Genomic DNA, 23527 nt, shown 5'->3' on the forward strand with positions numbered 1-23527 from the left:
GGGTCGGGTCCTGTCGACCGAGCGATGGCGGCGGGCCGTGCAGCGGCGACCATTAATCCCTTCCGATGTTCCCTGCATATGCACTCCCGCTGATGTCGCTCTGTACTTCGTTATGTGAGCTGCATACGGCCCCATCGCGTATTCAAAATTCCGGGAAACTGACCGACAATTTGATGGCTGAAGGGTGTATTCTTCACAATAGATGGGGTGTCAACCTCACAAAACAGTCCACAAAGTAACAGTCGTCGGCGCCAGCGCCGCCCCTCGTTACGGACCCAGGAGACAAGATGTCGAAGTTTGCCGTGGAACACGTCAAGCGCGTCCATTCGGTTGTCCACGACCGGATCGGCGCCGACTGCATTGCGACAGGTAACCGCATCACGCGGTCCTGGATCCGTTGTCTGAACGAATACCAGCTCAACCCCGACAGCTGCGCCGAGCCCGAAGTGGTGGCGCCCTACGAGTTGCAGGAGCGCCAGGAACGCCTGGCCGACGTGCAGGCCGTCGCCAAGGTCGAGATGGCGAATCTGTACCAGCAGCTGGCCGGCTCCGGCTACGCGATCATGCTGACCGACCGCGACGGTGTGCTGCTCAATTATTTCGGCGACCCCGCCTTTACCCACGCTGCGTCCAAGACCGGCCTGATGCAGGGCGCGGTCTGGAGCGAGCGCGTGCAGGGTACCAACGGCATGGGCACCTGCCTGGTCGAACGCCGTCCGCTCACGGTGCACCAGGACGAACACTACCTGTCGCGCAATATCGGCCTGTCCTGCGCCGCGGCGCCGATCTTCGACCATGAGGGCGAACTGGTCGGCGTGCTCGACGCCTCCGGCGAATCGCGCCTGGCCCAGCAGCACACGCTGGCCCTGGTCAGCATGTCGGTGCAAATGATCGAGAACCGGGTCTTCCTGCACCAGTTCCGCCACGACTTCATCCTGCGCTTCCACAACCGGCCCGAGTTCGTCGGCACCCTGAGCGAAGGCGCCATCGCGCTCTCCATCACCGGCACGGTGCTGGCGGCGAGCCGCGCGGCGCTGTCCCTGCTCGGCTATACGCACCCGGGCGACATCGTCGGCCGCGATGTCTGCGAACTGTTCAACGTCACCTTTTCCGGGCTGGTCGACAGCAGCACGCGGCGCGCCTTCCACCCGGTCCCGATCTTCGAAGTGCGCAGCAATGCCCGCTTTTTCGCCGTCGTCTACCAGCCGGTGGCGAACACCGGCGTGCGGCGTCCACAGCGCGGCGCGGCGGCCCTGCCCGCGCCGGGCGAGGCCAGCCCGCTCGATGCGCTGCACCTGGGCGATCCGGCGATGCGCGCCAATGTCGACACCGCCAAGCGCGTCATGGAGCGCAACGTCTCCATCGTGCTGCTGGGCGAGACCGGCACCGGCAAGGAACGCTTCGCGCGGGCGATCCACTTGTCCGGCAGCCGCGCCAGCCGCCCTTTCGTCGCGATCAATTGCGCCTCGATCCCGGAATCCCTCGTCGAAAGCGAACTCTTCGGCTATCGCGCGGGCGCCTTTACGGGCGCCAGCAAGGAGGGGCAGCGCGGCAAGCTGCTGCAGGCGAATGGCGGCACCCTGTTCCTCGACGAGATCGGCGACATGCCGGTTTCCCTGCAAGCCAGGCTGCTGCGCGTGCTCGAGGAGCGCGAGGTCGTGCCGCTCGGCGGCGAAACACCGGTCAAGCTCGACATCCGCGTGGTCAGCGCCACCCATTGCGACCTTGCGAAAAAAATCGAGAGCGGGGCCTTTCGCGAGGATTTGTACTACCGGCTGCAAGGCGTCACCTTCACCATGCCGCCGCTGCGCGAACGCCATGACCGCTGCGCGCTGATCCGCCAGCTGGCGTTTGAAGAAAGCGACGCCGGGTGTCCGGTCGAACTCGACGACAGCCTGCTCGACCTGCTCGAGCGGCAGCGCTGGCCCGGCAACCTGCGCCAGCTGCGCCACCTGCTGCGCACCATGATCGCGCTGCGCGAAACGGATCGGCTCGGCGTGCATGACTTGCCGCCCGAATACCGCCACGGGCTGGCCGATGCCGCTCCGGCCGTTGCAGCGACAGCGGCTCCGGCACCGGTTGCCGAGGCCGCGCCCATGCCTGCCACCGCCGCCGCGCCCGGTACCAAACCCGGCCTGGGCCTGAATCCCTTCGAATGCGCCGAACGCGAGGTGCTGCTGCAGGAACTGAAGCGCCACCAGTGGAACCTGAGCGGCGTTGCCCGCGATCTGAACATCAGCCGCAACACGCTCTACCGCAAGCTGCAGCGCCTGAATATCGAGCACCCCGAGAAATCGCTGTTCCATTGAGTATGGTCGCCTCGGCATCCGCGCGTTACACCGGCACCGCGATCGCCCTGCACTGGGTCGTCGCGCTGCTGCTGCTCGGCCAGTACGCCTTCGGCCTGCTGCTCGACGATATCCCGCGGGGCACACCGGCACGGGGCTATTACGTCAACCTGCACAAGAGCACCGGCATCCTGATCGGCCTCCTGATCCTGCTGCGCCTGGGCTGGCGCCTGGCGCACAGGGCGCCGCCGCTGGCGGAGACGACACCGCGCTGGCAACGCACGGGGGCCAGGCTCAGCCATGCGTTCCTCTACCTGTGCATGCTCGCCTTGCCGCTGTCGGGCTATCTCGCTTCGAACTTCAGCCGGCACGGGATCAAGTTTTTCAATATGATGCGCTGGGCGCCCTGGGGACCGGACGACAAGACCCTGTACGCCTTTTTCAATGGCGCCCACCACTTTGCCGCGCTGCTGCTGGCGCTGTTCGTTGCCGTGCATGTGCTCGCCGTGGCGAAGCACATGCTCGTCGATCGCGATGGCTTGCTGCTGCGTATGTGGCCGCCCCGCCGCGCGCATGGCGATCGCACGCCTGTTAATCTGTCTGTGGAGAACCGATGACCCTGCTGTCCGTCCGCCGTCTTGCCGCCGCTGTTGTTTCCTTTACTGCTACCCTTGCCGTTTCTGTTTCAGCGCTTGCCGCTCCCTTTGCCTATGTCCCGAACGAGGGTGCCGGCACGATTTCGGTGATCGACACCGCCACCGACCAGGTAGTCGCCGAGCTGCCCGGCGGATCGAAACCGCGCGGCCTGGCCGTGGGCACGGACAGCCGCTGGCTGTATGTCAGCGACCAGCCGAACAACCGCCTGCAGCTGGTCGAACTGGGACCACGCAAGCTGGGCGGCGTGGTGGCGCTGGGCGAATCGCCGGAAGGCGTGTCGATTTCCCCGGACGGCCGCTGGGTGATCGCGGCGGTCGAGGGCAAGAACGAGATCGCGGTCACCGACACGCGCACCAATACCCTGGCGTTTTCGATTCCCGTGCGCGGCAAGAATCCGGAGCACGCCGTGCTCAGTCCGAACGGACGCCTGGTCTTCGTCAGCGCCGAGGAAGGCGACGCCGTCGACATCCTCGACTTCGCCAGCCGCAAGCAACTGGCGCAAGTGGCGGTCGGCGCCCGTCCGCGCGGCATCGGCTTTTTGCCAGACAGTAGCCGCGCCTATGTCGCCACCGAAAACGGCAACGAAGTATTCGTGATCGATACCACCAGTTTCGCCATTGTCGCGCGCATCAAGGCCGGGCTGCGCGCCAACGGCATCGCCGTGCATCCGAGCGGCAAGTACGTGTATGTGTCGAACGGGGGCGATGCGAACGTGTCGGTGATCGACACGGCCAGCAACCAGGTCGTGGCGACGGTGCCGGTCGGCCAGCGCCCCTGGAACATGGCGCTCACGCCGGACGGCAAGAAACTGTATGTCGCCAACGGCCGCTCGAACAGCGTGACGGTCATCGATACGGCCAGCCGCACGAAGCTGCGCGACATCCCGGTCGGCAAACTGCCGTGGGGCGTGGTGATCAGGTAAGCAGTCCCGCGCGCAACCGGACTGCACAGCCCGGTGGTCAGGCCGGCGCATCGCCCGGAAAACTGCCGACGTCGACGCTGACCGCGCGGTGGCGCGCGGGCGGCGCCGGCATTCCCGCCGGACCCTTCAACAAATCGATGACCAGGCCGGCCGGGTTGCAGCCGATCGAGGCGTGCAGCCCCGCATACGCCGCTGTCAGGCGCGGATTGACATCGAGGACCACGGCGCCGTGCTCGCTCAGGATGATGTCGACCCCGACATAGCCCCACAAGGTAGGCAAGGCGGCCGCCACCTGCTGCGCCAGGCGCTCGAGCGCGCCGTCGGCATCCATGACGCCATTCACGGTACTGCCGAGGAAATGAAAACGGTTGTCGCGCACCGCGACCCGTTCCTGGTTGCGCGCCAGCAGCCGCGCCGTGCCGTCGCAGCAGATCAGCGACAGGCTCACCAGCTTGCCCCCGACGAATGGTTGTAAAACATATCCTTGCGCCGCGCTGGTGCGTATCCACGCCAGCGCCGCCGCGCGATCGCTGAACAGGCGGGTATCGAGACAGCCGGCGCCGTCTTCCGGCTTGACGACCCAGGCGCCCTCGCATTCCGGCAAGGCGGCGTGCGGCCGGTAGGTGGGCACGGTGGCCACGCCGCTGTCGGCCAGCGCCCTTGCCACCTTCAGCTTGCTCCCCGCGACGCGCACGGCGCCCGGCGCGCTACCGAGGAGAATGCGCTTGCCGCGCAGGATGTCGCGCGACAGGCTTTCCAATAGTCCCTCCGATTCCGGCGCCAGCGGCCATACCGCGTCCGCCGCTGCGACGCAGGCGGCGAAGCGTTCGCCAAAGGAGCGCGCCGCCGGCGTATCGTGCGGCCCGGCCCCGTCGAGCATCGCCATCGTGCACACTTCGACACCCGGCAAGGCGCCGAGGTCGGCCAGCAGGGCATCGCGCAGCATGCTCCCCTGCTGCGTGAACGAATTCGGCAGGGCGCGTGCGGTCGGCCCGCCCTCCGTCACATAATCGAAAGCAAATACTTTCAAGGGCGCCATCCTGTGCCTCCGGCTGATTCCATGTCCAGGCAGCGTCCATCCGCGAGCTCAGCGGTTGGGGCCGACGACCTTGACCAGGGTAAGCGTTTCGTCGATGACGGGGGGAGCCGCGCCTGCGCGCGCCTGGCCGGGCGGGGCCACGCCAGGCTGCGCCACGGCGGGCACTGCCGAGGCTCCCGGCGCTGCCGCGGTCGGTGTCGCCACGGCTGGCGCCGCCGTGCGCGCCACCACCGTGCCCGGCGGCGTCCGGCCGTCTGCGGCATTCGCCAGCGAGGTGCGCACCTGGTAGACACCGCCCGGTACCGCGTCGCTGAAGACAAACGTATAGGTCTTGCGCGTATAGATCTCGAAGCGCGCCCGCATCGGATCGTCCAGGTAGGGCTGGATGCGTACTGCCTTCCCCTCGACCGTCTTGCCCTGGTAAGTGATGCGTTGCGGCGTCACCTGCGCGCTGGTGGCCAGCGCCATCCGGATCCGCTTGCGGAAGTAGGTAACGGACCCGCCGGTCAGCCGCTTCATCTCGGCGATGTCGTGCTCGAGAAAGCCGAGCAGCACCGGGTTGCCGTGGGCGTCGTCCACCTCGGGCAGCTCGCGTTGGCGCGCGCCGCTGAGAAAGTGCAGCGCCGCGTGCACCTGCCCCTTGCTGCTCGACACGTCGAGCTGGACGCTGTCGGTAAACGCGGGTTCGACGTTGCTGAGCTTGCGGAATTCATAGACCAGTGTCGCTGGCGCCTTCATCCGCGCCAGGTGGTCGGTCTCGAACATCAGGACTTCGGCGGGCGACACCTGCTGCGCGGCGGCGCTGCCGGTCGAGAGGGCGGCGAGGATGGCAAGGGTGCCGGCGCGCAGGCCCGCGGCCGGGGGGCATGGCGGCGGGCGGCTCATGGCGCCTTCACGGCTGGCGCCGCCGATGCCGCCGCGCCCTGCTGCTCGAGCAGCGGCACGCCGTATTCCGCGAGGATCGCGTGGATCTTCGCTTCGTTGGCGACGATCAATTGATCGATACGCTGCCGAAACGCCTTGTCGCCATGGCGCACCGCCATCGCGATCTCGAAATCGAATTTCATGCCGGGCCTTGAGACGAGGGGAATGGCGGCGATCGGCGCCGAACGTGCGTTCTTCGCGAAATAGCCGGCAATCGGCCCCCAGGCAAAGGCGACGTCGATCTTGCCGCTCGCAAGGTCTTTTTCGATGATTTCACCGGGATACTGCTCGGCGTCGCCAGTCTGGCTCTGGTACCAGGAGACTTGCTCCATCAGGCCGTTTTGCAGCAGCCAGTCGGTGACGGGCGAACCGGCGAAGGCGCCGAAGCGCAGCTTCTTGCGTTGTCCGGCATCGAGCGCCAGCAAATCGTCGAGGTTGCGCACCCCGTCCAGTCCCTTGCCCCGGACATAGGCCAGGGCGTAAGTGGAGTGGTAATACGGCCGCGTGGTCGCGGCCATGTCGAATCCTTTGGCGACGCCGACGACCAGGTCGCACTTGTAGCGGTCCGTGTTTTCTTCCTTGGCGCGCAAGGTATTGCGGATGAATCCCATCCGCTGCGGATACCAGGTGTGCTCCAGCTTCCAGCCCAGTTGCTCGGCAAACAGGGCCGCGATCTTGTTCTCGAAACCGGCCAGCGCGCGGTTCGACAGCGGCAGGTTATTCGGGTCCTGGCAGACCCGCAGCACCTTGTCCTGTCCGGGTTCCGCGCCAGGCTGCGCGCTCGCCGGGCCAGGCAGCCCGGCCAGGACGCAGGCCGCGCCTGCCAGCAGCGGCGCCCACCTCATTTGCCGATCTCCTGCAGGCGGCCCGGTTCGATGGCGCCGTCCGAACGTCCCTTCAGGTAGGCGTACAGGTTGTCGATGTTCTCGGTCACCATCTTGCTGTTCTCAAAGTTCGGCATGCCTTTCTCGATCCGCCCCTTGAGCACGGTGGCCTTGAATTCGTCCTTGCTCAGCACTTTCAGGCTGTTCACCAGCGAGGGCCCGACCATGCCTTCCTGCGCCGCGCCGTGGCAGCGCTCGCAGGCCATGGCGCGCCAGGTTTTCCAGCCGCTCAGGGTCTGCGCATCGACCTTGTGGCCGTCCGCGACTTTGTAGGGCGCGGCATCGGCGGCAAGGGCGCCGGCCGACAGCAATCCGGACAGGGCCGCCAGCGTGCAGCAGGCGGCGGCGGTGAGTCCTGCTTTTTTCGTGAGTCTGTTCATGTTCATTCCTGGCTGGGCGAAGACGGTCACCGGCCTGCTGCGGCCGGCGACCGTCCTCAATGTGAATCACACGGCTCGATGATGCGTCTCCGATCAACGGTCAGGCAAGGCGAACACGGTCAGGACGCCGCCGAGCTCGGTGTACTTGGCGAGGTCCTTGTAGCCGCCCACCGCGCCCAGGCCCTCGGTGCCCTTGGTCAGGCCGGCCGCGAGGCCGATCCCGGCCCAGCCGCCGATACCCGACAGCACGCCGATGTATTGCTTGCCCTTGTATTCCCAGGTGTGGACGTTGCCGATGATGCCCGACGGGGTCTTGAACTTCCAGAGCTCCTTGCCGTTGTTGTCGACCGCTTTCAGGTAGCCTTCCAGGGTGCCGTAGAACACGACGTCGCCGGCGGTGGACAGCGCGCCGCTCCAGACCGAAAACTTCTCCGGCTTGGACCAGACGATCTTGCCGGTACCGGCATCCCAGGCGATGAAGTTACCGAGGCCGCCATGGCTGTTCGGCGCGGCATACATCGAGAGGGTCGAGCCGACATAGGGCTGGCCGGCGGTGTACTCGATCTGGAAGGGCTCATAGTCCATGCAGACGTGGTTGGTCGGCACATAGAACAGGCCCGTCTTGCGCGAATAGCTGGCCGGCTGCTGGTCCTTGGTGCCGAGGGCGGACGGGCAGATGCCCTTCGAATTGAAGTCGGGCCCGTTCTTGTCGGTGCTGTACTTGGCCACGACTTGCGGACGGCCGCTCTTCATGTCGACGTGGGTCGCCCAGTTGACCTTCGGATCGAATTTCTCGGCCACCAGCAATTCGCCGGTGACGCGGTCCATCGTATAGCCGAAGCCGTTGCGGTCGAAGTGCACCAGCGCCTTGCGCGGCTGGCCCTTGACCTTGATGTCGGCCAGGATCATTTCGTTGACGCCGTCATAGTCCCACTCGTCGTGCGGCGTCATCTGGTACACCCATTTCGCCATGCCGGTGTCGAGGTCGCGCGCAAAGATGGTCATCGACCACTTGTTGTCGCCGGGACGCTGGCGTGGATTCCAGGTGCTCGGGTTGCCGGTGCCGTAATACACCAGGTTGGTCGCCGGGTCGTAGCTGTACCAGCCCCAGGTCGTGCCGCCGCCCAGCTTCCACTGGTCGCCCTGCCAGGTCTTGAGCGAGGAATCGGGGCCAATCGGCGCCATCTTGCCGTCAGTCCAGGTCATCGTTTTTGCGGGATCGACCATCAATTCGTTGTCGGGTCCGGTGCTGTAGGCCTTCCACAGCACTTTGCCGGTATTCATGTCGTGCGCCGTGATGCGCCCGCGCACCCCGAATTCACCGCCGCTGATGCCGGTCAGGACTTTGTCCTTGAACACGTGCGGCGTATTGGTCGTGGTTTCGCCCAGCTTCGGATCGCCCACCTTGACCTTCCACAGTTCGGCGCCGGTCTTGGCGTCGAGCGCGACCAGGGTGGTATCGGCCTGCTGCAGGAAGATCTTGCCGTTGGCGTAGGCCACGCCGCGATTGACGGTGTCGCAGCACATCACCGGGATCACCGTGGCGTCCTGCTTCGGCTCGTACTTCCAGCGGATGCTCTGGTCTTCCAGCGAGATCGCGAACACTTTATTCGGGAAGGGGCTGTGGATGTACATCGTGTCGCCCACCACCAGCGGCCCGCCTTCGTGGCCGCGCAGCACGCCGGTGGAGAAGGTCCAGGCCACTTGCAGGTTCTTGGCGTTCTTGCTGGTGATCTGTTTGAGTTCGCTGTAGCGCTGGTTCGCCAGGTTACCGGATTGCATGGCCCAGTTTTTCGGGTCCTTGGTCAGTTGTTCGACATCGGAGGCGGCGGCGAATGCCGGGGCTGCAGCCAGCGCCAGGCACGGCCACCAGCGGATGAGTCTTTTCGTAAATGACATGGTTAAGTCTCCTTTGGTTTTATAAGCGGTGCGACTGATCCTGCTTCCAGACATCGACAGGCGGGTAGCCCCACCAACAGCACAGCACTTAACGTGCCAGTCGTGCCACCGGCACGGCCCCTGCCATTTGGCCCCAGCCCAGTGCGTGTTGCGTGGCACCATGTTCAGGATTCGTGACAGTCGGCGCCGCATCTGTGCCATCCACGGCGCAGCGCCTCGCGGCACACCGGGTTCAGCTTTGCGGCACGTAACACGCCTTGTTGGCGCTGGCCTGGAGCGCCTTGTATTTGCTGGCCATCTCCTTCACCGACGGCGGATCGCGAAACTCGGCGCCGCGTTCTCCGCCCATGGTCTGGTTGCGCAGGGCGGTCGACATCGTCACGTAATCGTCATAGGGCATTGCCTTGGCGATGTGATCGACGACGCAGGAGCATTTGTAGAGGTACTCGTATTTGCTTTCGTGTTTTTGCATGCACTCGAGCACGTACTCGACCCGGCCGCTGGTCGGGAAATCGTGGGCCTGGGCGGCCAGCGGCGCCGTGCAGGCCGCCAGGAGCAAAAGGATTCGTTTCATGTTGTCTCCGTGTGCGCTTGGCTGCGGCGGCCCATGCGGACCGCCGCCGCGTGCGCATCAAGCCTGCTTGAGTACACCGCGCGTCTTGGCGACGTGGGTCGAGATCGCATCCATCAGGGCCGGCGAGAGGGCGTCGTAGGGCGGCAGGCCGATCTCGGTGAGGCGCGCGCGCACCGCGCCCATCTCTTCCGGCGCAGCGCCCGCTTCGATGATCGAGGAGACGAAGGCGGCGAATTCCGGCGCGGCCCAGCCTTTTTCTTTTGAAAGCTCGGTGTGCACGAAGTCGAGCCCGTGAAACGCGTGTCCCGTGTTCTCGATGCGGCCATACATGTGCACGCCACAGTCGCGGCAGGCATGGCGCTGGATGGTGGCGCTGGGATCGACGACCTGCAGCTTGTCCTCGTTGGCCGTCACCCTGACGTTTTCGCGCCCGACCACGGCCACCTGCGAAAACAGCGCGCCGGCCGGCTTCCAGCATTTGGTGCAGCCGCAGACGTGGTTGTGCGCGACTTGCCCCTTGATCTCGACTGTGACTGGATTGCTGGCGCACAGGCAGGACAAGGTGCCGCCGGCAAAACCGGCCGCTGCCCGCTTGAGGTTATCGACAGCGGGGTGGATGTTCACTGCATTGCTCATGATCGCGTCTCCTGTTGGTTGGTTTGGACTGCGGCTTTAGTACAGCACTACCGAGCGGATCGACTGCCCGCTCTTCATCAGCTCGAAGCCCTCGTTGATGCGTTCGAGCGGCAAGGTGTGGGTGATCAGGTCGTCGATATTGATCTTGCCGTCCATGTACCAGTCGACGATCTTCGGCACGTCGGTGCGTCCGCGCGCGCCGCCGAAAGCGGAACCTTTCCACTGGCGTCCGGTGACCAGCTGGAACGGCCGCGTGCTGATTTCCTGTCCGGCCGCGGCGACGCCGATGATGAAGGACTGGCCCCAGCCCTTGTGGGTGCACTCGAGCGCCTGGCGCATCACCTGCGTGTTGCCGATGCATTCGAAGGAGAAGTCGGCGCCGCCATCGGTCAATTGCACGATGTGGTCGACGACGTTGCCGACCTCGTTCGGGTTGACGAAATGGGTCATGCCGAATTTACGGGCGATGTCGATACGGCCGGGATTGATGTCGACGCCGATGATCTTGTCGGCGCCCACCATGCGCGCGCCCTGGATCACGTTCAGGCCGATCCCGCCCAGGCCGAACACGACGACCGTCGCCCCGGCCTCGACCTTGGCCGAGAACACGACGGCGCCGACGCCGGTGGTGACGCCGCAGCCGATGTAGCAGGCCTTGTCGAAGGGGGCGTCCTCGCGGATTTTCGCCAGGGCGATCTCGGGCACCACGATGTAGTTGGAAAAGGTCGAGGTGCCCATGTAGTGGAACAGGGGCTGGCCATCGAGCGAAAAACGGGAAGTCGCATCGGGCATCAGGCCGCGGCCCTGGGTCGAGCGGATCGACTGGCACAGGTTGGTCTTGCGGGACAGGCAGAATTTGCATTGCCGGCATTCGGGCGTGTACAGCGGAATCACGTGGTCGTCGCGTTTGACCGAGGTGACACCGGGGCCGGTTTCCAGCACGATACCGGCGCCTTCATGGCCCAGGATGGCGGGAAAGATGCCTTCGGGGTCGGCACCGGACAGGGTGTAGTAGTCGGTATGGCATATGCCGGTCGCCTTGATTTCGACCAGCACTTCGCCGGCACGCGGTCCTTCCAGGTCAACCTCGGCGATGGACAGCGGTTCTCCGGCCTTCCACGCAATGGCAGCTCTCGTTTTCATGGCATCTTTCTTGTCGATGAAGTCCACCACGTGGGCGGACGGGTTGAAAAACAGTGTGCCCGCGCCGGCTGTCGCTCCAAATCTGCAACAGCGCAGTGCTCGCGCAATGCTCGTTGTTCCGATCAGGGGACAGGTGTTCCGCGCTACGCGGCTGCGTTCACGCGGGATGGGGCCGGGTGCACCTGGAGAGCGTGGAATGCAAGGGTCGTGCCACCGGTTGCAGGCAGTAGTCGGCCTGGGCAAGTGCGTTTTAAGGGATGTGCGGAACAAACACGCCACGATGGGCCCGTGTTGCAACTAAACGATTAAAACTAATAAATATGTTGACGCATTCCTCACGGACGGAGCATGCTTTTCACGCATCCCCGGACCTTGTCGCGCCATGGCTCGAGGGCGGATGCAGCGCGATATGACCGCGCATGCGCTTGATTCTTCTGTCTTCCAGCAACTGGATTCTCAAAAGCTCGGCTCGATGCGATGTCAAAGAAAGACATGGCACGAGCTGTTGTCGTCATCAGAACCCGCTGGGGCGATGGGGGCGCAAGGTCCCTGTCCGCCTTCCGCGAGCAACCGGGAGCGTCCGATGTATAGCGTCGTTGAGATCGACATATCACCAGACTTCACGAGCAGTGACGAGATCGTCAAGTGCATCCATTATGCAATGACGCCAGGACGACGAAACTTCTCGACACCCGCTGCGTGGCCGCCAGGTTTGAACTTCCTGATCGGTAGCTGGCAATCAGGAGATTTCCCCATTTGTACGCGGCGGTGGCCACGGAGCTCACGTCTGCGCCGCCGAAACTCCCTTGCGCCATTCTCGTCCTGCAGGCCGAGGGGTTCGGCGTCGGCATGCTGCGCGCCGACTGGGACGCCGCGCTCGGCAGCGTCGCCAACACCTACGGCGGCGATGTATGCGTCTACGTCACCGCGCCGCGCAGCAAGAACCGCATGGTCGACGTGATGGGGCAGCTGAGCAAGTTGAAGGCAGCGGACTTCATCAGCCCCTATGACGCGACCTTCCTCGCCTCCCAGGTCGTGAAGAACATGACGCAGGGCCAGCCCCTGACTCCAGCCTGGGCGGAGATCACCCGCAATCCGCAGTCGCCCGAGCAAGCCGGCTACGCCGCCGCGGCGACCGCCTTCGCCGGTCCGTTCTTCGCGAAGATGGGATCGACAGCATCGTCAGGCGCGCGCGCTTCGTCTGCATCTGGGGCCGCACCTCCGGGATGCGGGTCGCGCCGACCGGTACGGGCCCGGGCCGGCCGCAGGGAGGCGCGAATCCGCAGTATGACTCCTCGACTTTCGGCAACGAGCAACTGAGCAAGGCGCTATGGGCCGGCATCCCGGCGGCCGTGGCGGTGCTGACCGTCGGCGACGGATTCAACCAGCGAACCCTGGGCCTGCCCTACGTCTTCGATCTGGGCGAATTCTGGCGGAAGCTCGGCAATATCAGTGGCCGCTTCAAGGAGAATGGCTTCTTCGATTTCATGGCCGCTACCTACAACTTCGACATCGTCCACGTCGGCATGAAGAGCGGCGGAATGGATACGCTGGGCTTGTGGGGTCAGAAGGTGGTGTTCGTCGAATCGCAGAAGGCACCGGCGATCGTGCGCGGCCGCGTCGGCGCCTGGGGCAGCGCCAACCTGCGGCCGGTCGAGGTCAGCCAACTTCCCACTTCCACCGGCCAGGCGATCGAATCGCTCCGCCAGGAGAAGGGCGACAAGTACATCAAAACCTCGCTGGACGATCGACAATGGGAGGAGGTGGAAAGGCGAGAGGAGACGGGCGAGTTTCGTGACGGCTTCACCGCAGCCGACCTCGACCGGATTGTGGCCCAGGTGCGCTCGATGTTTACCTGATGGCGGCAGCGAGCCGGGCGGACCGCTGCATCGCGGGTACGGTCGTGTGGATTCCGATCGCGGCCGGACGTACCGCGTTTCGCCCCCTGGGCGGAATCACCGGTCGTGATGCCGGAATCGTCGGTCATCCGGTGCCGGTTGCGGGGTCGTTCTCAATGCCGGCGGCCGCCGTGTCCCCAGCCGCGCCCGCCGTAGCCACCATAACGTCCGCCGCCGTGATGATTGCTGTAGTAACCGAAGCCGAAATCGAGGGTCACAGGTGGGCCCACATAGGTCGGATAGCCATAGCTGGGGTAATAATACGGGTCGTAGGCAGCGTAGGGCGGCGCGTACACGCAGCCGCCGAGGCCGGCGGCCAGCACCAGTGCGGTCGCGATACGCCGCGCTGTGCGTTGATGTCGAGTGTCCATTTCCAGGATCCTCCAAGGGGAGACCTGTCTTGATTGTAGTTCTGGTTGCCGCGGTTTCAAGCCCGATCGGTCTGTTGCGCTGTGCCGGCGCATACGTTCCTCTAACTGGCGCATAAAGCGACGGACGAAAAAAAACCCGCTCAGATCTCTGAGCGGGTTTTTTCTTTATAACTAGCCTGACGATAACCTACTTTCACACTGGTTGCAGCACTATCATCGGCGCAAAGTCGTTTCACGGTCCTGTTCGGGATGGGAAGGGGTGGGACCGACTTGCTATGGTCATCAGGCATAACTTGTACGAGCGGCGTTCCCTGGTGGGCAACGTGCTCAGAATCTGGAGGAAGTAAAGTTCAGGTAATGTGATCAACAAACAGCACACTGTATTCGAATTTCCATGACCTGCTAAGGTTATAGGGACAAGCCGTACGGGCAATTAGTACTGGTTAGCTTAATGCATTACTGCACTTCCACACCCAGCCTATCAACGTCCTGGTCTCGAACGACCCTTCAAGGAGCTCAAGGCTCCGGGAAATCTCATCTCAAGGCAAGTTTCCCGCTTAGATGCTTTCAGCGGTTATCTCTTCCGAACTTAGCTACCCGGCAATGCCACTGGCGTGACAACCGGTACACCAGAGGTTCGTCCACTCCGGTCCTCTCGTACTAGGAGCAGCCCCCTTCAAATTTCCAACGCCCACGGCAGATAGGGACCAAACTGTCTCACGACGTTTTAAACCCAGCTCACGTACCACTTTAAATGGCGAACAGCCATACCCTTGGGACCGGCTACAGCCCCAGGATGTGATGAGCCGACATCGAGGTGCCAAACTCCCCCGTCGATATGAACTCTTGGGAGGAATCAGCCTGTTATCCCCAGAGTACCTTTTATCCGTTGAGCGATGGCCCTTCCATACAGAACCACCGGATCACTATGTCCTACTTTCGTACCTGCTCGACTTGTCGGTCTCGCAGTTAAGCACGCTTATGCCATTGCACTATTAGCACGATGTCCGACCGTACCTAGCGTACCTTCGAACTCCTCCGTTACACTTTAGGAGGAGACCGCCCCAGTCAAACTGCCTACCATGCACTGTCCCCGATCCGGATAACGGACCAAGGTTAGAACCTCAAACAAACCAGGGTGGTATTTCAAGGATGGCTCCACGAGAACTGGCGTCCCCGCTTCAAAGCCTCCCACCTATCCTACACAGATTGGTTCAAAGTCCAATGCAAAGCTACAGTAAAGGTTCATGGGGTCTTTCCGTCTAGCCGCGGGTAGATTGCATCATCACAAACATTTCAACTTCGCTGAGTCTCGGGAGGAGACAGTGTGGCCATCGTTACGCCATTCGTGCAGGTCGGAACTTACCCGACAAGGAATTTCGCTACCTTAGGACCGTTATAGTTACGGCCGCCGTTTACTGGGACTTCAATCAAGAGCTTGCACCCCATCATTTAATCTTCCAGCACCGGGCAGGCGTCACACCCTATACGTCCACTTTCGTGTTTGCAGAGTGCTGTGTTTTTATTAAACAGTCGCAGCCACCAGTTTATTGCAACCCGTTCATCCTTCCACAGTAAAGTGGTCAAACTACAAGGGCGTACCTTTTCCCGAAGTTACGGTACCAATTTGCCGAGTTCCTTCTCCCGAGTTCTCTCAAGCGCCTTAGAATACTCATCTCGCCCACCTGTGTCGGTTTGCGGTACGGTCTCGTATGACTGAAGCTTAGAGGCTTTTCTTGGAACCACTTCCGATTGCTTCGCAGCACAAGGCCGCTCGTCCCACTCCCTTGAATTACGCACCCGGATTTGCCTAAGTGCCTTCTATGAAGCAGAAACTGACTATTCCAACAGTCAGACAACCTTCCGCGATCCGTCCCCCCATCGCATCATACGACGGTGCAGGAATATTAACCTGCTTCCCATCAGCTACGCATCTCTGCCTCGCCTTAGGGGCCGACTCACCCTGCTCCGATGAACGTTGAACAGGAAACCTTGGGCTTACGGCGTGGAGGCTTTTCACCCCCATTATCGCTACTCATGTCAGCATTCGCACTTCTGATACCTCCAGCATCCTTCACAAGACACCTTCGCAGGCTTACAGAACGCTCTCCTACCATATCCAATAAAGGATATCCGCAGCTTCGGTGACTGGCTTAGCCCCGTTACATCTTCCGCGCAGGACGACTCGATCAGTGAGCTATTACGCTTTCTTTAAATGATGGCTGCTTCTAAGCCAACATCCTGACTGTTTTAGCCTTCCCACTTCGTTTTCCACTTAGCCAATCTTTGGGACCTTAGCTGGCGGTCTGGGTTGTTTCCCTCTTGACGCCGGACGTTAGCACCCGACGTCTGTCTCCCAAGCTCGCACTCATCGGTATTCGGAGTTTGCAATGGTTTGGTAAGTCGCAATGACCCCCTAGCCATAACAGTGCTCTACCCCCGATGGTGATACTTGAGGCACTACCTAAATAGTTTTCGGAGAGAACCAGCTATTTCCAAGTTTGTTTAGCCTTTCACCCCTACCCACAGCTCATCCCCTAATTTTTCAACATTAGTGGGTTCGGACCTCCAGGGCGTGTTACCGCACCTTCATCCTGGCCATGGGTAGATCACTTGGTTTCGGGTCTACACCCAGCGACTGTCGCCCTGTTCGGACTCGATTTCTCTACGGCTCCCCTATTCGGTTAACCTCGCCACTGAATGTAAGTCGCTGACCCATTATACAAAAGGTACGCCGTCACGGAACAAGTCCGCTCCGACTGTTTGTATGCACACGGTTTCAGGATCTATTTCACTCCCCTCCCGGGGTTCTTTTCGCCTTTCCCTCACGGTACTGGTTCACTATCGGTCGATTACGAGTATTTAGCCTTGGAGGATGGTCCCCCCATGTTCAGACAGGATTTCTCGTGTCCCGCCCTACTTGTCGTACGCTTAGTATCACCGTTTGAATTTCGTGTAAGGGGCTATCACCCTCTATGGCCAACATTTCCAGGTTGTTCCACTATCCAATCGACTATCACGTACAGGCTCTTCCCATTTCGCTCGCCACTACTTTGGGAATCTCGGTTGATTTCTTTTCCTGCAGCTACTTAGATGTTTCAGTTCGCCGCGTTCGCTTTGCATGCCTATGTATTCAGCATGCAATGACCTAAAAGGCCGGGTTTCCCCATTCGGAAATCTGCGGATCAAAGTGTGTTTGCTCACTCCCCGCAGCTTATCGCAAGCTACTACGTCCTTCATCGCCTGTAATCGCCAAGGCATCCACCATGTGCACTTATTCGCTTGTCCCTATAACGTTAGCTCCTGGCGACTAACCAGGAAGCGGTCATAGAAATAAGAGTACAGCTTGTTGCATGTTTGTTGATTTGTTACTACCCTAAGTGTTCGCTACATCATTGCTGACGCATCGAACGCTTAAAAAAACTTTACTTCTTCCAGATTGTTAAAGAACAGAACAACAGTTAATCTCTAAAAGATCAAACCTAAACATCTACGTGCTTACGTTTGAGCTTTTTGGTGGAGGATGACGGGATCGAACCGACGACCCCCTGCTTGCAAAGCAGGTGCTCTCCCAGCTGAGCTAATCCCCCATGGGTATGACTGGTAGGGCTGGTTGGACTCGAACCAACGACCCCCGCGTTATCAACACGGTGCTCTAACCAGCTGAGCTACAGCCCCGAAACTGTGTTCTTTGTTCAACAGTCGATAAGTGTGGACGTTTGGTGACTGGGCTCAAGGCCCGGTGCTACTCTAGAAAGGAGGTGATCCAGCCGCACCTTCCGATACGGCTACCTTGTTACGACTTCACCCCAGTCACGAATCCTACCGTGGTAAGCGCCCCCCTTACGGTTAAGCTACCTACTTCTGGTAAAACCCGCTCCCATGGTGTGACGGGCGGTGTGTACAAGACCCGGGAACGTATTCACCGCGACATGCTGATCCGCGATTACTAGCGATTCCAACTTCACGCAGTCGAGTTGCAGACTGCGATCCGGACTACGATACACTTTCTGGGATTAGCTCCCCCTCGCGGGTTGGCGGCCCTCTGTATGTACCATTGTATGACGTGTGAAGCCCTACCCATAAGGGCCATGAGGACTTGACGTCATCCCCACCTTCCTCCGGTTTGTCACCGGCAGTCTCATTAGAGTGCTCAACTAAATGTAGCAACTAATGACAAGGGTTGCGCTCGTTGCGGGACTTAACCCAACATCTCACGACACGAGCTGACGACAGCCATGCAGCACCTGTGTTCAGGTTCCCTTTCGGGCACTCCCTGATCTCTCAAGGATTCCTGACATGTCAAGGGTAGGTAAGGTTTTTCGCGTTGCATCGAATTAATCCACATCATCCACCGCTTGTGCGGGTCCCCGTCAATTCCTTTGAGTTTTAATCTTGCGACCGTACTCCCCAGGCGGTCTACTTCACGCGTTAGCTGCGTTACCAAGTTAATTAAAACCCGACAACTAGTAGACATCGTTTAGGGCGTGGACTACCAGGGTATCTAATCCTGTTTGCTCCCCACGCTTTCGTGCATGAGCGTCAATCTTGACCCAGGGGGCTGCCTTCGCCATCGGTGTTCCTCCACATCTCTACGCATTTCACTGCTACACGTGGAATTCTACCCCCCTCTGCCAGATTCAAGCCTTGCAGTCTCCATCGCAATTCCCAGGTTGAGCCCGGGGCTTTCACGACAGACTTACAAAACCGCCTGCGCACGCTTTACGCCCAGTAATTCCGATTAACGCTTGCACCCTACGTATTACCGCGGCTGCTGGCACGTAGTTAGCCGGTGCTTATTCTTCAGGTACCGTCATTAGTGGAGGATATTAGCCCCCACCGTTTCTTCCCTGACAAAAGAGCTTTACAACCCGAAGGCCTTCTTCACTCACGCGGCATTGCTGGATCAGGCTTGCGCCCATTGTCCAAAATTCCCCACTGCTGCCTCCCGTAGGAGTCTGGACCGTGTCTCAGTTCCAGTGTGGCTGGTCGTCCTCTCAGACCAGCTACTGATCGTGGCCTTGGTGAGCCTTTACCTCACCAACTAGCTAATCAGATATCGGCCGCTCCAGGAGCACAAGGCCTTGCGGTCCCCTGCTTTCATCCATAGATCGTATGCGGTATTAGCGTAACTTTCGCTACGTTATCCCCCACTCTTGGGTACGTTCCGATATATTACTCACCCGTTCGCCACTCGCCGCCAGGTTGCCCCGCGCTGCCGTTCGACTTGCATGTGTAAAGCATGCCGCCAGCGTTCAATCTGAGCCAGGATCAAACTCTTCAGTTCAATCTCTGTTTGTTGGCATTGCTGCCACCGCTATTGCTAGCGGGTCGCTCACTCAAAATACTGACCGCTATCCCATTGCTGAGACAACGTATTTCTTTTTTGTGAACATTTGATAATTTAAGTAATCAAGAACCGAAGTTCTTGGCACCTTCATCAAACGCCCACACTTATCGACTGTTAATTTTTAAAGAACTTGGGCTCCCGCCGAGGGCGGTACTGCCTTGCTGCATTCTGCGAATCGTTTTGTTCGTCAGCAGCAGAGGAAGAAGAGTATGAAGCAATTTCTGTTTCTCGTCAACTTCTTTTTTGCTACACCGCAAAGTCTGCGGTTTCTCGTTGCGACTTCAACTACTTGATTTCGTTGTCGTTTTCGCGAGGAGGCGAACTATAACAAAGCTGGCCGCGCCGCGCAAGGCCTCACGCGCATCAAGGTGCCGGGACCAGCTCGATCGTCTCCTGCGTTGCCTTTGCGATCGCCGCGCGTGAGTACAGCAGCGGAAAATATTTGCCTTCAGCCCAGCTCCTTGCAAGGTCGCGGTAGTGGGCACTGTCCGGGTTGCCGGATTGGCCTGGGGTATTAATCGCACGCGAGTTGTCCCAGTTCCCCACGTCGAGCACCATGCGGAACGATGGCCCATGCGCGTGCCAGAAATTTTCAGGATGGTAGCCGGACACGTTGACCGTATAGGCGCCGCCTCCCCGCGGCAGCGGCCCCACATTCACGCGCGCACGAGCGGCGTTGTCGAGGATCGGCGCCATCGGGTGGACAAAGTAGCTGAACTGCATATTGCCCCACTGCCAGCGCTTCGCATCTCTTCCCTGCAGCCGCTCCATGTCGGCCCAGGCCGCAGCCAGGCTGGCCAGCAACAGCTTGTCGCGCTTGACCTGTGCGTTCGCACCGAAGCGGGCGCCAGGCTGCTCGAGCGCCGCGAGCAGGACACTGGTATGCGGGGCGCCCACGGCACGTGCCGCGTCAGGCGTGAGTGTCGCGTCCAGGAACATCCTGCCGAGATGACGCGACCACCATACTTCATACAGCGCCGCTTCCGCAGACTGGGCGCCCTCCTCGCCGTTCCAGCCCCGGAGCAGGTTCAGTGCCGCCTGCGTCTTCGCCTCGCGCGAGGACAAGGGTTTCAGCAGGGCCACCAGGCGCCGCGCCGTCAATGAGACGACGTCGTTCTGCAAGCGCTGCATATCCTCCATGCTCGCCTTCGGCGTTTTCGACAACACCTCGGCGATGCGGCACGCCCGGGCATTGTCCGGCCATTCGAAGCCGAGCTTGTGCGCGCGGTAGGGAAAGCTGTCGGGCAGGTTCATCTCGTTGGCGGAGGCGAACCAGCCCTGTTGCGGATTGAGCACGAAGGGCAGCTTGTCGCCGTCGAGGAAACCCTTCCATTCATAGCGGCCGTCGCCCGGCACCGGCAGCAGTCCATCCCAGTTGGGACGCACCGGGGCGAGGCCGCCGGCCACCCAGCCGATGTTGCCGGCGGTATCGGCGTAGACCTGGTTTTCGGTCGGCGCGCCCCAACGCCGCATCGCCTGGCGAAACTGCGTGAAATCCTGCGACTTCATGTAGTCGATGCTGCCGAAATAAGGTGCCATGCCGGGCGCGCTCCAGGCGGTGCGCACCGCCAGCGCGCGGTGCTTGCCGGGGTCCTCGTAAATCACCGGGCCGTGGCGGGTAAAGCGCAGCTCGACCGTCTGCGGCGGCTTGCCGCGCACCGCCAGCTGTTCCTTCACGATGCGATAGGTTTCCCAGCCGCCCTGGTAGCGGTATTGCATCGGATTGGCGGGATTGGTTTCGTAGACGTACAGGTCTTCCTGGTCGATGCTGAAAATGGTCAGGCCAAAGGCGACCTTGCCGTTATGGCCGATCGATACTCCCGGCAGCGAGGGCTCGCCCGCACCGATGACGTCGAGCCCGGGCGCAGTCAGGTGCACGATGTAGCGCAGCGAAGGCGCACCGTAGGCGCGGTGTGGGTCGTTAGCCAGGATCGGCCTGCCGCTCCGCGTGCGTGAGGGCGCGATCACCCAGTTATTGCTGCCCTCGAGCGTCTCTTCATTGGGCATCGTGCGTGCCAGCTGGACGGCTTCGCGGCTGAACCGCACGTTATCGGTGGCACGCGTAAAAACGTCGAGCGCCTCGTCCGGCAGGCAGGGGTCCAGTCCCGCCGGCACGCGTGTCGTCCAGGCGGGCGACAGCTGCGCACGCACGGCGTCGGCGGCCAGTCCGGCATGACACACCACATGTGCGCGGGCGAATTCCTGGGTCAGGTTGCGCGTGAGGCCATGGCTGCGGATCCGCACCACGTCTTGCGGCTGCCACTTCGCGGGCTGGTAGCCGAGCTGGCGAAATTCGAAGGGCAGCAGTTCGGGCTTGCGCGCGATGGTGTCGATATAGGCGTTGATACCGGCGACAAAGCGGGTGCTGGTGTTTTGCGCATCCTTGCCATAGGCGGCCCATTCCGCGGCCATGTCGCCGCGGTACAGGAACAGCCGCGCGGCCCGGTCCTGCTCGACATACGAGGGCCCGAACACGGACGACAGCTCGCCCAGCCCCCGGCGGCGCCACAGGTCGATCTGGAACAGGCGATCGCGCGCCGCATTGTAACCCTGGACGAAGAAGACGTCGTCCTGGCTCGCCGCGTAGATATGCGGCACGCCCCACTGGTCGATCAGGATCCGCGCCGGTTGGCGCAAGCCGGCGACCTTGACCGGCTGCGCGCTCGCCGGCAATGCGGCGCCAATCAACAGCGCCGCGCAGGCATACCGGAGACGCCACCTCAAGCCGGCATCTCCGCCGGTGCGAGCGGCGCCGCCTTGGTGATGCGCATCGGAGGGATGGTCCAGTAGGTGATCGCGCGCCACAACCATTCCATCGGTCCGTAGCGGAAGCGAGAGAGCCAGAAGTGGCTGAACGCGATCTGCAGCACGACGACGACGGCGACGAACAGCATCTGGTCGACACGCGACGCGCCCCAGTGGCCGAATCCATAGCCGAAGTAGAAGATCGACGCGATCAGCGACTGCGACAGGTAGTTGGTCAAGGCCATGCGGCCGAAAGGAGCGAGCACGCTGACCTTGTTGAACAGGCTCGCGCTGTGCAGCATCAGGATCACCAGGCTGGCATAGCCGAGCGAGGCCGGCAGGTTACCCAGCATTTGCAGGCCCGATGCCAGTTGCCAGCCGTCCGCACCGTTCGCACCGGGCACCGACCGCACGGCAATGCTGGAACCGAGCAGGCCGAGGCCGATGCCGAGCGGCAGGCCGACCGTCGCCAGCTTGCGAAACAGCGGCAAGTGGGCGCGCGCATTGTCCATGATGCCGGCGCGGACGAACCAGGTGCCGATCAGGAACATGCCGATCAGGATCGTGGCAAACCCGACTTCGCCGGGCGCATGCTGGGCGAAGCGCTCGGCGCGCATGGCGACGCCCTGGGCGTAGGTCCCGGTCGTCAGCACTTTGGTCTCTTTCTCGATCCGCTCCTTGCGCTCCTTGAGATTTTTGGCGCGCTCGGCCGCGCGCTCCTCGAGCTTTTTCGCTTCCGCCTTGCTCACCACCGCGGCCGGCTTCTCGGGGAAGAAGTACATCGAGGCGCCGGCTGCCGTCATCATGAAAAACGAGAAGCAATAGATGCCGACGCCAAGGCGCCAGGGGCGCGCAGACTGGTCTTGATGAAACCGGTTCGTCAGGTAGCCAAGCGCGAGCAGCGCGATGGACAAGACCGGCAGGCCGATACGCGCCTCGCGCGGGGTGTTCGGCAAGACCCACATGACGACGCCCGCAATCAGCGCGACCACGCCGCACGCGAGCAGGACAACACCGATGACCGGCGGCCGTCCGAAGCGTTTCAGGCGCTGCTCCCCGCGCAGCCACCAGCCGGCGAGACTGAAGAATGCCAGGCCGCCGGCGACGCCGCCGAGCCAGTTCATTCCAGGAATGAAGGCGCCGCCGACACAGAGGACAATGGCCGCTGCCACCCACTTCGGGCGGCCATAGAGGACGATCAGGAGCGCTGCAGCACCGACCGCGTAGCTGAACAGGATGTCGCCGGACCACAGCAAGATGCTGTGCAGGGCGCCGAAGATGGCCAGTGCCGCAATGCGGCGCAGGTAGGGAACGAGGAAGTTGCGTCCCGCGCGTTCGGCGCGGCTCAGCATCACGGCGAAGCCCATCCCGAACAGGAGCGAGAAGATCGTCCAGAACTTGCCGACGACGAAATACTGGACGAAATAAGTCACCCAGAGATTTGCGCCGGTGAGGCCTGCCGGCATTCCCGAACCGAGCTGGGAAATGGCGCGGTTGAAATACTCGACGTTCATCATGAGGATGCCGATGAGAGCAAATCCGCGCACGACGTCGAGCGATTGAATCCGTTCGTTCTCTACCACGGGCGCCAGGTTCGCCCTGCCAGTTGGTGTGTCCATCGCAGTCCCTTTCCGGTTATCGATCGACAAATCGTATTCCCGAGGGCGCCAGAGGGCCGGTTGTTTGCGACGAAACGTCGGAAAGCACGGCTGAAATGCAATCCGGTGCGGTGTGGTCGAGAGGAAGAACGGGGAAACAGGCGACAAATGGACAAAAAAGCGGCCGACAAAGCGGCGCACAAAGCGAAAAACCCCGCC

General features: G+C 61.8%; 16 protein-coding genes, 2 tRNA genes and 3 rRNA genes. 5 read left to right on the top strand and 16 right to left on the bottom strand.

Annotated features, from left to right (window positions below; translation table 11 throughout):
• Window positions 1-287 precede the first annotated feature (287 nt).
• Genes AC1MEM_RS02290 through AC1MEM_RS02300 form a run of 3 tightly spaced genes read left to right on the top strand, consistent with a single transcriptional unit; the run spans window position 288 to window position 3867 of the window.
• Complete coding sequence (locus AC1MEM_RS02290; RefSeq protein WP_499475070.1) at window positions 288-2309, top strand: sigma-54-dependent Fis family transcriptional regulator; 2022 nt, start codon at window positions 288-290, stop codon at window positions 2307-2309.
• 2 nt (window positions 2310-2311) lie between these two features.
• On the top strand, window positions 2312-2905 hold the full coding sequence (locus tag AC1MEM_RS02295; protein WP_499477544.1) for a cytochrome b: 594 nt from the start codon (window positions 2312-2314) through the stop codon (window positions 2903-2905).
• Window positions 2902-3867 (top strand): beta-propeller fold lactonase family protein, encoded by a 966-nt coding sequence (locus AC1MEM_RS02300; RefSeq protein ID WP_499475072.1) that lies wholly within the window; start codon window positions 2902-2904, stop codon window positions 3865-3867. The genes AC1MEM_RS02295 and AC1MEM_RS02300 overlap by 4 nt, the downstream gene beginning before the upstream one ends.
• Window positions 3868-3904: 37 nt before the next feature.
• Here the strand turns inward: AC1MEM_RS02300 and AC1MEM_RS02305 are convergent, their stop codons facing one another.
• From AC1MEM_RS02305 to AC1MEM_RS02340, 8 genes are all read right to left on the bottom strand, one after another.
• Window positions 3905-4897, bottom strand: coding sequence for an ATP-grasp domain-containing protein (locus AC1MEM_RS02305; RefSeq protein ID WP_499475074.1), 993 nt, complete (start codon window positions 4895-4897; stop codon window positions 3905-3907).
• A 57-nt stretch (window positions 4898-4954) separates the two neighbouring features.
• Window positions 4955-5791 carry a hypothetical protein gene (locus AC1MEM_RS02310; RefSeq protein ID WP_499475075.1) on the bottom strand — a complete coding sequence of 279 codons (837 nt, stop codon included), beginning with the start codon at window positions 5789-5791 and terminating at the stop codon, window positions 4955-4957.
• On the bottom strand, window positions 5788-6675 hold the full coding sequence (locus AC1MEM_RS02315) for a quinoprotein dehydrogenase-associated putative ABC transporter substrate-binding protein (protein WP_499475076.1): 888 nt from the start codon (window positions 6673-6675) through the stop codon (window positions 5788-5790). The genes AC1MEM_RS02310 and AC1MEM_RS02315 overlap by 4 nt, the downstream gene beginning before the upstream one ends.
• A complete protein-coding gene (locus AC1MEM_RS02320) occupies window positions 6672-7094 on the bottom strand; it encodes a c-type cytochrome (protein WP_499475078.1) in 423 nt (140 codons plus the stop codon). Before AC1MEM_RS02320 ends, AC1MEM_RS02315 begins: the two co-directional genes overlap by 4 nt.
• A 93-nt stretch (window positions 7095-7187) precedes the next feature.
• A complete protein-coding gene (locus AC1MEM_RS02325; protein WP_499475079.1) occupies window positions 7188-8993 on the bottom strand; it encodes a methanol/ethanol family PQQ-dependent dehydrogenase in 1806 nt (601 codons plus the stop codon).
• Between the two features lie 232 nt (window positions 8994-9225).
• Window positions 9226-9567, bottom strand: coding sequence for a hypothetical protein (locus tag AC1MEM_RS02330; protein WP_499475080.1), 342 nt, complete (start codon window positions 9565-9567; stop codon window positions 9226-9228).
• A 57-nt stretch (window positions 9568-9624) separates the two neighbouring features.
• On the bottom strand, window positions 9625-10203 hold the full coding sequence (gfa, locus tag AC1MEM_RS02335; protein WP_499475081.1) for an S-(hydroxymethyl)glutathione synthase: 579 nt from the start codon (window positions 10201-10203) through the stop codon (window positions 9625-9627).
• A 36-nt stretch (window positions 10204-10239) separates the two neighbouring features.
• Window positions 10240-11346, bottom strand: coding sequence for an S-(hydroxymethyl)glutathione dehydrogenase/class III alcohol dehydrogenase (locus AC1MEM_RS02340; protein ID WP_499475082.1), 1107 nt, complete (start codon window positions 11344-11346; stop codon window positions 10240-10242).
• A gap of 756 nt (window positions 11347-12102) precedes the next feature.
• Between AC1MEM_RS02340 and AC1MEM_RS02345 the strand changes: the two genes are divergently transcribed.
• Complete coding sequence (locus AC1MEM_RS02345; protein ID WP_499475083.1) at window positions 12103-12666, top strand: hypothetical protein; 564 nt, start codon at window positions 12103-12105, stop codon at window positions 12664-12666.
• Window positions 12573-13205 carry a hypothetical protein gene (locus AC1MEM_RS02350; RefSeq protein ID WP_499475084.1) on the top strand — a complete coding sequence of 211 codons (633 nt, stop codon included), beginning with the start codon at window positions 12573-12575 and terminating at the stop codon, window positions 13203-13205. Before AC1MEM_RS02345 ends, AC1MEM_RS02350 begins: the two co-directional genes overlap by 94 nt.
• Before the next feature lie 152 nt (window positions 13206-13357).
• Here the strand turns inward: AC1MEM_RS02350 and AC1MEM_RS02355 are convergent, their stop codons facing one another.
• From AC1MEM_RS02355 to AC1MEM_RS02390, 8 genes are all read right to left on the bottom strand, one after another.
• Window positions 13358-13615 (bottom strand): hypothetical protein, encoded by a 258-nt coding sequence (locus AC1MEM_RS02355; RefSeq protein WP_499475085.1) that lies wholly within the window; start codon window positions 13613-13615, stop codon window positions 13358-13360.
• 174 nt (window positions 13616-13789) lie between these two features.
• Window positions 13790-13902: ribosomal RNA gene (gene rrf, locus AC1MEM_RS02360) — 5S ribosomal RNA — on the bottom strand.
• Between the two features lie 125 nt (window positions 13903-14027).
• A 23S ribosomal RNA gene (locus AC1MEM_RS02365) occupies window positions 14028-16903 on the bottom strand.
• Window positions 16904-17129: 226 nt separating this feature from the next.
• Window positions 17130-17205 (bottom strand) — tRNA-Ala (locus tag AC1MEM_RS02370).
• A gap of 11 nt (window positions 17206-17216) precedes the next feature.
• A tRNA-Ile gene (locus tag AC1MEM_RS02375) sits at window positions 17217-17293 on the bottom strand.
• Between the two features lie 76 nt (window positions 17294-17369).
• A 16S ribosomal RNA gene (locus tag AC1MEM_RS02380) occupies window positions 17370-18902 on the bottom strand.
• The 16S, 23S and 5S rRNA genes sit together here with 2 tRNA genes alongside, the layout of an rRNA operon.
• 426 nt (window positions 18903-19328) lie before the next feature.
• On the bottom strand, window positions 19329-21776 hold the full coding sequence (locus AC1MEM_RS02385) for a penicillin acylase family protein (RefSeq protein ID WP_499475086.1): 2448 nt from the start codon (window positions 21774-21776) through the stop codon (window positions 19329-19331).
• Entirely contained in the window at window positions 21686-23329 is a 1644-nt protein-coding gene (locus AC1MEM_RS02390) for a DUF418 domain-containing protein (RefSeq protein WP_499475087.1), read from the bottom strand. The genes AC1MEM_RS02385 and AC1MEM_RS02390 overlap by 91 nt, the downstream gene beginning before the upstream one ends.
• Window positions 23330-23527: the final 198 nt, after the last annotated feature.

The organism is Telluria sp. AIW5, assembly GCF_056680575.1.

What these genes read in the sequence shown, in the direction of transcription:
- AC1MEM_RS02290 (WP_499475070.1), top strand. Translation starts at nt 288, where the DNA reads ATGTCGAAGTTTGCCGTGGAACACGTCAAGCGCGTCCATTCGGTTGTC.
- AC1MEM_RS02295 (WP_499477544.1), top strand. Translation starts at nt 2,312, where the DNA reads ATGGTCGCCTCGGCATCCGCGCGTTACACCGGCACCGCGATCGCCCTG.
- AC1MEM_RS02300 (WP_499475072.1), top strand. Translation starts at nt 2,902, where the DNA reads ATGACCCTGCTGTCCGTCCGCCGTCTTGCCGCCGCTGTTGTTTCCTTT.
- AC1MEM_RS02310 (WP_499475075.1), bottom strand. Translation starts at nt 5,791, where the DNA reads ATGAGCCGCCCGCCGCCATGCCCCCCGGCCGCGGGCCTGCGCGCCGGC.
- AC1MEM_RS02315 (WP_499475076.1), bottom strand. Translation starts at nt 6,675, where the DNA reads ATGAGGTGGGCGCCGCTGCTGGCAGGCGCGGCCTGCGTCCTGGCCGGG.
- AC1MEM_RS02320 (WP_499475078.1), bottom strand. Translation starts at nt 7,094, where the DNA reads ATGAACAGACTCACGAAAAAAGCAGGACTCACCGCCGCCGCCTGCTGC.
- AC1MEM_RS02325 (WP_499475079.1), bottom strand. Translation starts at nt 8,993, where the DNA reads ATGTCATTTACGAAAAGACTCATCCGCTGGTGGCCGTGCCTGGCGCTG.
- AC1MEM_RS02330 (WP_499475080.1), bottom strand. Translation starts at nt 9,567, where the DNA reads ATGAAACGAATCCTTTTGCTCCTGGCGGCCTGCACGGCGCCGCTGGCC.
- gfa (WP_499475081.1), bottom strand. Translation starts at nt 10,203, where the DNA reads ATGAGCAATGCAGTGAACATCCACCCCGCTGTCGATAACCTCAAGCGG.
- AC1MEM_RS02340 (WP_499475082.1), bottom strand. Translation starts at nt 11,346, where the DNA reads ATGAAAACGAGAGCTGCCATTGCGTGGAAGGCCGGAGAACCGCTGTCC.
- AC1MEM_RS02350 (WP_499475084.1), top strand. Translation starts at nt 12,573, where the DNA reads ATGCGGGTCGCGCCGACCGGTACGGGCCCGGGCCGGCCGCAGGGAGGC.
- AC1MEM_RS02355 (WP_499475085.1), bottom strand. Translation starts at nt 13,615, where the DNA reads ATGGACACTCGACATCAACGCACAGCGCGGCGTATCGCGACCGCACTG.
- AC1MEM_RS02385 (WP_499475086.1), bottom strand. Translation starts at nt 21,776, where the DNA reads ATGGTTGTGGCGCGCGATCACCTACTGGACCATCCCTCCGATGCGCAT.
- AC1MEM_RS02390 (WP_499475087.1), bottom strand. Translation starts at nt 23,329, where the DNA reads ATGGACACACCAACTGGCAGGGCGAACCTGGCGCCCGTGGTAGAGAAC.